This window comes from Dulcicalothrix desertica PCC 7102, from assembly GCF_003991905.1.
Classification (GTDB): domain Bacteria; phylum Cyanobacteriota; class Cyanobacteriia; order Cyanobacteriales; family Nostocaceae; genus Dulcicalothrix; species Dulcicalothrix desertica.
Genome location: NZ_RSCL01000007.1, coordinates 219475 through 231804, shown reverse-complemented (window position 1 = coordinate 231804; position 12330 = coordinate 219475). Strand labels below are relative to the sequence as shown.

Annotated in this window: 9 protein-coding genes and 1 pseudogene; 2 read left to right on the top strand and 8 right to left on the bottom strand. The window is 36.3% G+C overall.

The genetic code is table 11. The annotated features are described in order from the left end of the window. Positions 1 to 354: 354 nt before the first annotated feature. The 4 genes from DSM106972_RS16670 to DSM106972_RS16655 form a co-directional block, all read right to left on the bottom strand. The gene (locus DSM106972_RS16670; protein ID WP_127081748.1) at positions 355 to 651 is read right to left on the bottom strand and encodes a hypothetical protein; all 297 of its coding nucleotides are present in this window, start codon (positions 649 to 651) and stop codon (positions 355 to 357) included. Between the two features lie 141 nt (positions 652 to 792). Beyond that, entirely contained in the window at positions 793 to 1548 is a 756-nt protein-coding gene (locus tag DSM106972_RS16665; RefSeq protein WP_127081747.1) for a tRNA(His) guanylyltransferase Thg1 family protein, read from the bottom strand. After that, a complete protein-coding gene (locus DSM106972_RS16660; RefSeq protein WP_127081746.1) occupies positions 1538 to 1987 on the bottom strand; it encodes an ATP-binding protein in 450 nt (149 codons plus the stop codon). Before DSM106972_RS16660 ends, DSM106972_RS16665 begins: the two co-directional genes overlap by 11 nt. 6 nt (positions 1988 to 1993) lie before the next feature. After that, positions 1994 to 2893, bottom strand: coding sequence for a hypothetical protein (locus DSM106972_RS16655; RefSeq protein ID WP_127081745.1), 900 nt, complete (start codon positions 2891 to 2893; stop codon positions 1994 to 1996). Between the two features lie 294 nt (positions 2894 to 3187). On the opposite strand from DSM106972_RS16655, the pseudogene DSM106972_RS16650 reads away from it, so the two are divergent. Next, positions 3188 to 3643: pseudogene (locus DSM106972_RS16650) on the top strand (DUF4351 domain-containing protein); the annotation flags it as partial. 59 nt (positions 3644 to 3702) lie between these two features. Here DSM106972_RS16650 and DSM106972_RS16645 read toward each other — a convergent pair. After that, a complete protein-coding gene (locus DSM106972_RS16645; protein ID WP_127081744.1) occupies positions 3703 to 4614 on the bottom strand; it encodes a hypothetical protein in 912 nt (303 codons plus the stop codon). A gap of 152 nt (positions 4615 to 4766) precedes the next feature. Here DSM106972_RS16645 and DSM106972_RS16640 point away from each other — a divergent pair, with 152 nt between their 5' ends. Further along, positions 4767 to 5525: a hypothetical protein gene (locus DSM106972_RS16640; protein WP_127081743.1), complete on the top strand. Its 759-nt coding sequence runs from the start codon at positions 4767 to 4769 to the stop codon at positions 5523 to 5525. 69 nt (positions 5526 to 5594) lie between these two features. Here DSM106972_RS16640 and DSM106972_RS16635 read toward each other — a convergent pair whose 3' ends face one another. The 3 genes from DSM106972_RS16635 to DSM106972_RS16625 form a co-directional block, all read right to left on the bottom strand. Continuing rightward, on the bottom strand, positions 5595 to 6782 hold the full coding sequence (locus DSM106972_RS16635) for a glycosyltransferase family 4 protein (protein WP_127081742.1): 1188 nt from the start codon (positions 6780 to 6782) through the stop codon (positions 5595 to 5597). Between the two features lie 343 nt (positions 6783 to 7125). Beyond that, positions 7126 to 8412 (bottom strand): sensor histidine kinase, encoded by a 1287-nt coding sequence (locus DSM106972_RS16630; protein WP_127081741.1) that lies wholly within the window; start codon positions 8410 to 8412, stop codon positions 7126 to 7128. Next, complete coding sequence (locus DSM106972_RS16625; RefSeq protein WP_127081740.1) at positions 8405 to 12142, bottom strand: PAS domain-containing protein; 3738 nt, start codon at positions 12140 to 12142, stop codon at positions 8405 to 8407. The genes DSM106972_RS16630 and DSM106972_RS16625 overlap by 8 nt, the downstream gene beginning before the upstream one ends. Positions 12143 to 12330: the final 188 nt, after the last annotated feature.

Genomic DNA, 12330 nt, shown 5'->3' with positions numbered 1-12330 from the left:
ATTATCAGCAGTTTCAACAAATTTTATGATGTTGTAGTATCATCTCAAACAATGTAAACAAATTTGAGAGTAGGCGCCTACATATTTCTTCCACGTGTAAGTCAGGTTACACAATAAAACCTGTTTTTTTTGTATATTTTGCTTCTTTTTCGCTTTTTTTCGCCTTTAACGACAGAAAATAATACCCTAACCTTAAAACCTTATTCCCATATCTAAGTCAATAAATCATAAGTTTGATTAAGTACGGAAAATTGGAGTTTTAAATTTTCTCTAGTTAAAATATAATAACAAAGTACTACATAGTGTCATGGATATCAGGCGCCGTTCATCGGTGAAAGTCACTTATACATTAGATTAAATTATGTAAACTTGATTTTTACCCCATTCCAGCCAAGCGGAGGCCATCTGTTTTATTTTTCCTCGTTGTTCAGGTTTTATAGGATTTTCACCTGTAATTTGAGATAATGCTGATAACCAGTAAAGAGGGTTATTTTTTAACTCTCTCAGCAATAATGCTAATATTTGATTCCCCATACTAATAATTTCTTGGTAAGCGGGATGCTGAGACATTTGAACAGTAGAAGACATTCCTTCTACTTCACTTTCCCATTGAGAAGCAAGATCTGGAACTGTGATGTTTATGTCGCTCATACAAAATATACTACTTTTATATATAATGCATTTATATTATAGTCATTTACGGCGCCGTAACAAAAAATCAAGCTCAAGCTGTGAAGTGCCTGTGGTAAACAAAACGACCTCACTGCACAGGCTTTTCGGGCTGTGCTACAATTAGCTAGTAAGCTTCTGAATAAAATTACTATACTCATCTCTCATGGGTAATTCTAAATCTCGCTTAATTCGGCGCCTGGTTGCAGTAACTGTTTCGCCTGTTTTAGGGTTATATCCTTCTTTTTGATATTCTTCCCAGTAAAGTCCTACTCCTCGTTTTTGCCAGTTGGGAAGGTTATTAAAGTTAATACCATGTTGAAACAAGAGTTCGTTTTTATCTGCAACTGATAATCCATCCATCATGCTGGTTGCGAGTCTAGCGCTTTTACCGTCACGACGTAAGCACCAATAACAATGTGCGTTGAGTGCGTTACGATGTGCGTCTTCGTTACGCCAGCGAAAGTAGTTAACGACTTCGGTAATATTAGGTAGTTGTGATATGCGACAATCAAAGCAAGCTATATCTCCTAAAAGCAATGAGAACCGCGCGCTTGCTTCTCCTGCCAATACTGAGTTGAGCTTGCGTGTTTTGCGTCCAAAGCTTACTTCATCATATGCAAATAATAAAGATATTTCATCGCTTTCTGTATAACCGTAAATAATATCTATACCACAGTTCATTAAATGCTCGACTGTTGCCAACATCATATCGCGAACTTTCTCGTCGAACGGCGCCTCAAATTTATGTACTTCTTTTGTTAACCGAGTAAAACTGCGTCCATCTAACCGAGCAACTATATAAATACCTGGTAGAACACAATGGTCGTGTGCGGTTTCAAAAACGCGCATCCTTGTATCGAGTTCATCAAATTTCACGGAAGCATTCCTTTACTATAAACGAGTAATTATTAACTGTTTTAATTGAGTATATTGCATCAAATCCTTCTTCCCATGTTGGTAAAACTAACCTTTTATATGTACTTAGTATTCCAACAAGAGGAATGATTTCTTTTCCTGTACGCTCGTTATTTCGTTGCTTACACTCTTCTAAATGAGAATCAAAATAATAAGCTACAACTCTAAATCTATTTTTTTTGGCTGGCAATATATAACGACTTCTTTCTTCAAGCGTTGGGTTAGTATTATCAATAACGAACGATTGTTTTGCTTCTAAACAAGCTTTGAGAAATATTTGTTCTCTGTGTCTTGTTTTAAGCATATCCAAATTAATACGCATGTGGGTATTTAATAACCGTTCACGATAAAAAGTTGATTTTCCGGCGCCTTGAAGTCCTATAAATATAATTGCCTCCATAATTGCCTATTTAATTATTGACTGCTTTTCTTGTAAAACTGTATTAATATATGTTACAATTCGTTGGTGAAACTTACCGCAACTTGCAATGGTAGGAGTATCAGCAAAATTAGGATTTTGGCTTCTGGCATAAGTTTGAATCCTTGACCACACATAGTTAACATTGCGTTTTGCGTGTTTACTTTTCTTCTTTTTAGAAGCATTAATACTAGGCTCTTGAATCGCATTTTTATTAATGCTTGCATTTTGTAGAAATGTGTCAAAATTTTGTTGTATGTACTCAAAGAAAGACTGCTGTATAAGTTTTGTACGTAAGCGTTCAAGTTTTTCTTTTTCAGCTTTCTCTTGTTCTTCGCGTTCCCAATCTTCAATAATAGTTTGTACGTTTCTAATACACTGAAACACGATGTCAGATGCTATTAAAGCTTTTCTAACCTGAGTATAAACTATTGAATAAACCTTATCCGAAGCTGCAAATTCTTTTCGGATGCGTGCTTCTTCGTCATCAGCCAAATATCCAGCAATTAAATTTAAGGTTAAATCATCAGATTTAAATGCTGACATGGAAATTGCTCCAGTTTTAAATGCTATTTCAATTAGTCTACATGTATTATATTCATTAAGTGAATAGCTGTAATTTTCCAGATAAAACCCTAATAAAGAACGCTTTGCAGATTTTCTTTTATTCTTTGCTTCTAACATTTTGGCACGTTTTGCCAAATTTGTTTCTAACTCATCTTTTTTCTCTTCTCGTACTTTATCTACTAAGTCACGCTCCCAGAGCTTCATCGGCGCCGCGCATTTGTAGTGAGGGTTGCTAGCAATTATCGGTTGACCTAAATATTGGTCAATCATTTTTTGAGTAAATCCAAAAGATTTAATTGTTTTTAAGCAATAACGTGACATGCTTCTCTACCTCACCAATCACTTACACTACCTGCGAAGTAACACTATTGTACCAGGTAAAAATCAGATTTTTATGAAATTTCATAGTTGATACTTAAGTCAACAAGCTCATAACTATATTTGTAATAACTATATTTGTAACTCAAATCTCTTGTGGAACAGGCATCCTGCCTGTCCCATATACCATCAATGTAAAAAATAATACTCAAAACCCTTTATAAATCAATACATAAGCATACTTCCATACCTGGTGCCTAATATTATAAACTCCGAACATCTGCACTACTAGTAAAGGTGTATGAGTATTTGAAAACGCAGCAGACAGAGAAAAATCCAGAACAGCGTAAATACTGGAAGTTTTCTCGTATTCGTAGGCTTTACGATAAAGGACTAGATGAACAAGATATTCGTAACCTATATAGATTTATAGATTGGGTTATGATATTACCATTAGGGTTAGAAAATGAGTTTTGGGAAGATTTTAAGCAATTTGAACAGGAGCGTAATATGCCTTACATGACAACTGGTGAACGCATTGGCTTTGATCGTGGTAAACTTTAAGGACTAGTTGAAGGAGAACTATCAATGGTTCTACGACTTCTGCAAAAGCGCTTAGGGCAACTGTCACCAACATTACGCGCGCAAATTGAGTCTTTAACGCTTGATCAAATAGAGGCACTTGGCGAAGCTTTACTTGATTTTACAGGCGCCGACGATTTATCTCGGTGGTTACAGCAAAATCAATCGTAGGTTGGCTGTAGCACCGAGTAACCCAACGTACTCAACGTCCATGTTGGGTTACACCCAACCTACGATACGTTATTCCAAAATTCTATTTCATCGTCGCTAGGTACGCTGACAAATACTTGGAGTGATTCGATGTCATAGTTAAAGATAAGTTTTTTGTTATAGTAAGTGTTGTTATATAAAACTTTAATTCCAGCTAGTGGTAATGTTTCAATTATGTATTCTTCATACACAAAACTTTGATACCCGTCTTTACCCTTATCAAGGGCGCCTTCAAGTTTAGCTTTTTCAAGTAAAGCTTCTATTTTTCCTACTAAGTTTTCAGCCCAGGTTTTTTTGGGAGTATTTAAGGATTTAAAGTAATTAATGACTTCTTGTTTTTTGTGCTGAAAAGAGTTAATATTTATCCAGGCGTTTTCGTGAAATTGAGTTTCGTTCTGTTTTTGTACTATATTTAATAGTATTTTGACGGGAGTATGCTGATTTTTTATTAGCTCTTGTCTTAACCGTAACTCTTCTTTCTCGTATTTAATATTTGCTGAAAAACTTGTTTTTTTTGCGATGGCTTTGATAATTTTTTCGTCTACATCTTTAGAATTAGCTAGGTTTGCATTTACTGTTGTATTTTTAGTGGATAGTGCAATTTCTTGAAGCAATAGTGAAGTTTTTACATTATAAAATATTGGATGGCTTCTTTCTAGTATCCAATCTTTAAATATCTCTGGTTTTGATAGTTGTAGTAAAGGTATAAATGGGTTGTGCTGAATTATTTGATCTGCCATTCCTCCATATCTTTGGAAAATACTTTTTATTGTATCAGGGTTTGTGTTGGGATTTAAGCCAATTGCTTCAACTATTTGATTTTTTCTAGCTTTCGGAAAATCTTTCAATGAGTTATATATTTCATCTAATCTTTGGGAATGAGTTGTTATGCAAGAAGATTCAGCCAAAATTTGATTATAATCTAAATTCATATAAGTTTACTTGAAAATACTAGAAACCGAGTTTCTCCATTGATATATTATAATATAAATGACAATTTGTCTGCGACAATGAATGGGTAGAACCCTGTTGATTATCTGGTTATAATATAAACTAAAAATACCAAAAATAATAAGCTTGTTTTATGAATAATAGTGAGCGCGCGAATTACGTAAGTGCGTGGAATGATGTTATAGAAGCATGTTTTATCGATATAATCAAGTATATGCCTGATGTTTATAAAGAAATTGATGTAGAGCTTCCTTATGAGTTCTTGAATCAAGATTTTCAAGAAATTAGGCGCGATATTGAAATGATTGGAGAGTACACGAGTAAGTTAGTTAGAGTGTGGCTTAATCAAGAAAAAGAAGATTGGATATTGCTACATCTCCATGTCCAAGCAGAATACTTTGAAGATTTGCCCGGAAAGATGTTTATCCATAGTGGTCGAATTTTTCAGCATTTTAAGCAGCACTCTTTGACTATAGTCATTTTATGCGATGAGGATAAAAATTGGCGCCCAGACGAATTTTCTCATGGTCATGAAGCCTTCGGTACTGTCTTAAGATTTCGCTTCGGAAACTTGAAGCTTTTAGATTTTAACTCAAGCTCGCGATGGCAAGAGTTAGAAAAGTCCGATAACCTTTTTGCCAATGTCATTATGGCACATTTGAAAGCTTTAGAAACTTTACAGGCGCCTCAACAGCGAAAAATTTGGAAAACCAAGTTAACTCATCGACTTTATGAAAAAGGACTAGAGGAGCAAGATATCCGTAACCTGTATAAATTTATTGACAAAGCCTTAATACTACCAGAGCCTTTAGAAAAGGAGTTTTGGGAGGAATTGAAGCAATTTGAATCAGAGCTTAATGTTACTTATATTACAAAGGAAACGCTTGATTAAAATGCTAACTCCGCGCCTACTGTACGGGCGGGTTCAGTGATATCCTGCTTAATGAGTGTAAAATCTAAGTTAACCCGCCCCTCCTAACATCACCGCGCGTACAAGTTTCGCAATTTTTGACCAGTCGAAGTTGGCAGTTGCATATTCGCGACATTCATGACGTGATGGAACTGCAATTTTTTTCAATAATGCTTGTTCTAAAGTTTCTGCTATTGCGTTACTACTTGTCGAGGCACAAATTAAGTTAGGTGAGAATGATTGTAATATTTCTGGCATTCCACCAACTGGTGTGCAAACAACCGGAGTTCCACAAGCTAATGATTCAATTAATGATAATCCGAAACCTTCAAATGATTGACTGGGCATTACACTCAGGTCTGCGGCTTGATATGCTACTGGCAGTAACTCATCTTTTAAAAATCCAATAAATTGAACGTGGTTATCAAGCCCAAGTTCGGTTGCTTGAGAAACTAAAGTATCTAGTAAAGGACCTCTCCCCCCTACTGCTAGCCAAATATCAGGATTTTTAGATTTTATTGCAGCTACCGCTTCTAATAATTTATCTATACCAACACGATGCACTAAGCGACGTGATGTAAAAAGAATTTGACGGTCTTGGGGCCAGCCTAGCATTTCTCGTGCTTGTGTAGGAGATAAATTAGGCTGGAATTTTTCAATATTAACTCCACCAGGAATTACATAAATTTTATTCCAAGGAATTTGATACTTCTGGTGTAATATATTACCAAATGCTTTTGAAAGAACAATAAATTTGTCGCAACGATTATATGTTCTCTGCTCAATTAACCATTTCTTAAGTAAAAGGCTAATTTTATTCCCCCCAGATTCCTCTACGCTTTCTGATGTCCAGGGGCCATGAAAGTTAAATGTAATTGGAACTTGTTTTGGGAGTAAGTCTAATATTGGAAAGCTGTACAAAGCAAAATGTAAATTGATGGCATCGGGTGTAAAAGTGCGTGATGCTCGAAAATTTGAGCGACAAGTCCACATACGGTTCCAAATTTGTGCATCTGGAGAAGCTAAGTTTGTTAACTTTATCGGTAAATTATTGTCGTTTGAGGGCAACCCAACACCGCAAAGTTCAATAGTGTCTTTTTCTGCCAACTTGTGTGTTAGCTCATAGACATACCTCTCCAACCCTCCCGGTGATTTGGGAAACCAACCAGCACCTACACACAAGATTGACGCAGGCTTAAAAATATTATTATCCTTGCCGTTCACCAATTCTACTTGCATTTTCTTAAATCGCGCCTCTAAACTTGTTTAATATGGATTGAGAGTGTTACTAACACTATGTTACTACCTGAAGCTAGGGTATCAATCCAAATATTAATTACATGGCTTATGCATAGAAACCGGGTTTCTGATTGAAATCTTGCGATATAAATAACGATTTTGCGTAGAAACCCGGTTTCTGATTGAAATCTTGCGATATAAATAACGATTTTGCGTAGAAACCGGGTTTCTGATTGAAATCTGGCAATATAAATAACGATTTTGCGTAGAAACCGGGTTTCTGATTGAAATCTTGCGATATAAATAACGATTTTGCATAGAAACCCGGTTTCTGAGCGAATTTTTACACTATCGGTAAAATAATAGTAAATAAACTTCCTTTACCCAGTTCAGATTCTACAGTCAGCTGACCTTGATGCTTTGACTCAATTATCTGCTTACATATCGATAAACCTAACCCAGTTCCTTGGCCAATTGGTTTTGTTGTATATAAATGGTCAAATATACGCTTTTTGATACCAGGCGCCATTCCATAACCATTATCTTTGATAGAGATAATCATTTGCTGATGGTTTGTTGCCGTTGAAATAGTGATTACATTCGGGTTTTCGACAATTTCAGAATATGTACTGTTCTGGTTTGCTTCTTCAAAACTATCAATAGCATTAGCTAGAATATTCATAAATACTTGGTTCAATTGACCAAGATAGCAAGGAACTTTAGGAATACTACAGTAATTTTTTATTATTTGGATTTCTGGACGAGTTTCGTTGGCTTTGAGGCGATGAGATAAAATCATCAAGGTGCTATCAATGCCTTCATGAATATCAGCGCTTACCTTGTCATCAGTATCGCTGCGAGAAAAAGTGCGTAGTGATGTACTAATTTCACGAATGCGGTCGCAACCAATTTTCATGGAATTTAGCATTTTCGGTAGGTCTTCAATTAAATATTCTAAATCAACTTCGGTGATTTTCTTTTGAATCGTTTCGCGTACAGGAACTTCTTGTTGGTAAAGTCGTAAACATTCAATCACGTCTTGAACTGCAATTAAAGCTTGGTCAAGATTCCCTGAAATAAAGCCAATGGGGTTATTAATTTCATGTGCAACTCCTGCAACTAAGTTACCCAAACTTGACATTTTCTCATTTTGAATTAATTGCAGTTGAGAATCTTGTAATTTTTCTAATGTTGCCGTTAATTCATATGTACGTTCGCTAACAAGTTGTTCTAGTTTTCGAGTTAAATTACGAAGTTGTAAGTGGGTATTTACGCGCGCTAAAACTTCTTCTCGTTGGAATGGCTTGGTAATATAATCTACGGCGCCAACAGAAAAACCCTTAACTTTCTCTTCGGTGTCAGACAGTGCAGTCATAAAAACAACTGGAATATCTTGAGTTGACTGAGAAGCTTTGAGGTGCTGACAAGTTTCAAAACCGTTAATTCCAGGCATCATTACATCGAGCAAAATTAAATCAGGTGAAACAAGTTGGACTTTTTCTAAGGCACTTTCTCCTGTTTGAGCAACAAGGACGCGATGACCAGCTGATTTCAAGCACTCAAACAACACCTTTACATTAGTCGGGTTATCATCGACAATTAAAATTAAGTTTTGTACGGTGTTATTCATGACCTTCCTTTACGCAAACTTCAACTAATTTAAGAATCGCTGCTTCGTTCATCTCAGAAACAAGTTGTAACAACTTGTTGGTAAATTCTTGATAATTTATATTTAATTGCTGAATTCTATATGCTTCCATCTCGACCGCTTCAATATCACCGATGCGCGCACTATTTAGCAGTGATTTTAATTCTCGTTTCGGTGGTATCTTAAACATTGCCGAAATGTCAATTATCTGCTGTTGTGGTTGTTTCTCTGTTTCTTGCTCTATTTTTTGCTCTGTGTCGTAAAGCCAAGATAAATGTAAATATCGACCAACTTGCCTTAGTAACTCGTCTACGTCAACTGGTTTTGTAAGAAAATCATTCGCACCAGCGGCAAGACTTTCAGCACGGTCACTATTAAATACGCTCGCAGATGAAACAATAATTACATAGTTTGGGCAATTGGCGCCCTTGCAAATAATATGCTTTTCTTGTTCTCGTAACTGCCGTGTTAAAGAAAGTCCATCTAAAACAGGCATTGCTAAGTCGGTAATAATCAAATCGGGCTGAAATAACAAAGCTTTATTGAGTCCATCTTGTCCATCAGACGCTTCGATACATTCAAAACCCAGTGGTTCGAGCATACTTACAATCACCGAACGGTTATCCCAACGGTCATCTACTACCAATATTCGGCGCCTAATTCCTTTATAACCAATAATAGTACTTGTGTGTAGGCTACTATCAACATCACCGCAAACACATAGTAGATCAACATCAAACCAAAAAGTACTGCCTTCACCCAAAGAACTGGTAACTTGAATTTTACTACCCATCATATGTATAATTCGCTGGCTAATTGCGAGTCCTAGCCCAGTTCCTTCTATAGAATGACGCTTACTGCCAACTTGTTCAAATGGGAGAAAGATTTTTTCCAATTCTTCTTGTTTAATACCAATACCAGTATCTTGTATGTGAAAACGGATTTTACAAATGGGAACTGGGAGTTCCATTGTGTTGCCATTATCTATTACCTCAAATTTAAAAACTACCTGACCTTTATCAGTAAACTTAATCGCATTTCCCAGTAAATTTATTAGCACTTGCCGCAAACGCTTTTCATCGGTATGCACTACCAAATTCACCTGTTTAGTTCCAACGTAAATAAAGCTGATATTTTTTTGCTGCGCGCGAATAAAGCATATCTCAACAATGCTATCAAGGAATGAGCGAAGGTCAAAATCACTGTAGTATAAATCAAACTTTTGAGCTTCAATTTTAGAAAGGTCAAGAATATCATTGATTAAAGTTAATAAGTGTGAACCACACTGATGGATCGTATTGATTTTTTGCTTATACGCATGAGAGAGATTGCTATCACGCTGAAGAATTTGTGCGTAACCTAAAATACCATTTAATGGCGTGCGAAGCTCATGGCTCATGTTCGCCAAGAATTCGGTTTTTGCACGGTTGGCACTGTCTGCAAGTTCCTTAGCTGTGCGAAGTTCTGCTGTGCGTTGCTCTACACGCTGCTCAAGTTTTTCATTGACTTGTTGTAGTGCTAACTCAGCTTTTTTACGCAATGTTATGTCTTGAGAAGTGCTGAGTATCCCAATTATGTTACCCTCAGCATCGTGCAGTGGTACTTTGCTCGTTTCCATCCACGCGCGATTACCCGAAGCTTGAAGTTGTGATTCAACAATTCCTAGTATTGATTTACCTGAGTCTACAACAATACGGTCGCACTGACGATAATATTCGGCTTCTTGTATTTCCCACGGTAAATCACAATAATTTTTGCCAACAATATCTTCTGGTGAAGTAATTCCAGCGACTTGAGCAAAGTTAGTATTACAACCTAAAAAAACCGAGTTACGATCTTTCCAATAAACATGTAAAGGAATTGTATCTAAAATTAGCTTCAAAAATTGCTGCGATTCACGTAACTGAAGTTTTTCTAGGCGCCGTTCAGTAACATCAATCCCAATACTTACAATACCAATAATACTACCTTCGCTATTACGCAATGGGACTTTTTGCGTATCGTAAATGCGTCGTGAACCGTCAGCTACCGTCATTACGTCATAGTGATTATTAATCGTTTCACCAAGCAGTACTTTAGTATCATCACAACGCCAACCGCTAATTTTTTTACTTAAATTACCAAAAACTAACTCTTCAGAAAAACCAATCTCTAGGTCATGCTTACCAAGAATATCTCCAGAAGACTTGCCAAGACTATCAGCAAAACCTCGATTGGCAAGAATATAGCGGAAGTTACGGTCTTTGACAGAAATCCAATTTGATGTTGCATCGATTACGCTACGTAATAAATTTGCCTGATACTCAATTTGTTCGAGACTCGCAACCAATGCAGCTTCGGCAAATTTACGGTCACTAATGTCTATTGCAACACCAATCAAACCTTCAACTGTACCCAGATTATTTTGAATTGGTGTGTTGCGAATCTCAAAAAATACTCCTTCAAAATTTGTTTTATAACTTAATGCTTCACCCTTCAATACTCGCTTAGTATTTTCAATCACATCTGGATAGTTGCTGAAAAACCCGTCTACTAATTGCCCTGTGACTTCACCCTGCTTCAGTCCTAATGTTTCCAAACCTTGACCTTCAGCAAAAGTAAATCTACCATCTTTATCTAAAGCGTAAAGAATAATTGGCGCCGAATTAATTACAGTTCGTAACCGTTCTTCACTAGTTCGCAAAGCTTCCTCAGCTACTTTACGTGCTGTAATATCAATGATTACTCCATCCCAAATAATTGACCCATCAGCTTGAAGTTCGGGACGAGATATCGCTTGCACCCACTTTTGTTTTCCTGAAGGTAAATTAAATCGTCCTTCCCATGTCCAAGGTTGTAAAGTTTGGGCAGAAACCTCTATTGATTCTTGATAGCTTTGACGGTCATCTGGATGCAGCCTAGGAAACAATAATAGTGCATCTTGTACTGCTTCTTCGGGAGTTGTTTCAAATAACTCACGACATCCCGAACTCACATAAGGAAGAGACACAAAACCATCTTGCTCACGACGAAATTGATAAATTACTCCAGGTATATTATCGGCAACACGTTGAAACCGTGCTTCACTAATTCGCAGTTGTTTTGTACGTTCGAGTAATTGTGACTGAACTTGCTGTAAATCTTGTAACGATTCTTCTAACTGTTGAAATTTATAAGCATTGTGAAGTAATATAGCAGCTTGAATGCAAAGTATATTTAATATTTGTATCATTGTATTAGTGAATACATTTATTAAATCACTTTCTAAATAAATAACACCAACAAGGGCGCCGCAGTTAGTTAAATTAGTTATAGGTATACACAAAAAACTCTTTGCTTTATACTGTGAAAAGTAAGCATCATCACAAAAAGCACTATCAATATTATTGATAACAAAAGATTTTAAATTACACTCAACTTGGCTAATTACAGCAGCAGGAAATATTTTATTATTTTTATTGAAATCAGAGTCAGCTTGATGTGGTGGATAGAATCCAGCAACTTGTAATTCTTGAACAGGATTGTTCAATAGTAAAATACATCGGTTGGCGCCTGTATGTTGAACAACTGCCTCAGCTAAACAGTCAACCAATTGGTCGAGTTGAACATAACTCGAAAGTTTATGTAAAGTTTTAATAACGCTTTCTAGGTCAGAACCTGACAGCGAGGTACTAACCTCAGTGCCAGAACAGCTTTGAAAAGATTCTGAACTAGAAACACTTGCTATATTCATTTTTCGACTATATTCCCGAACTATCGTCCTACCTACCTAGTATTCCCAGTTCGATTCGCAGAATTTAAGCTGATAAAGGTAAATTTGAGTCAAATAGAAACAAAACCAGGTTTTTTAAGCTTTCAATATCTACAGGTCTACAGGTGTTCTAGTGGTCCATGTCATAAGTTTTGGGGAGTAGGAAATTT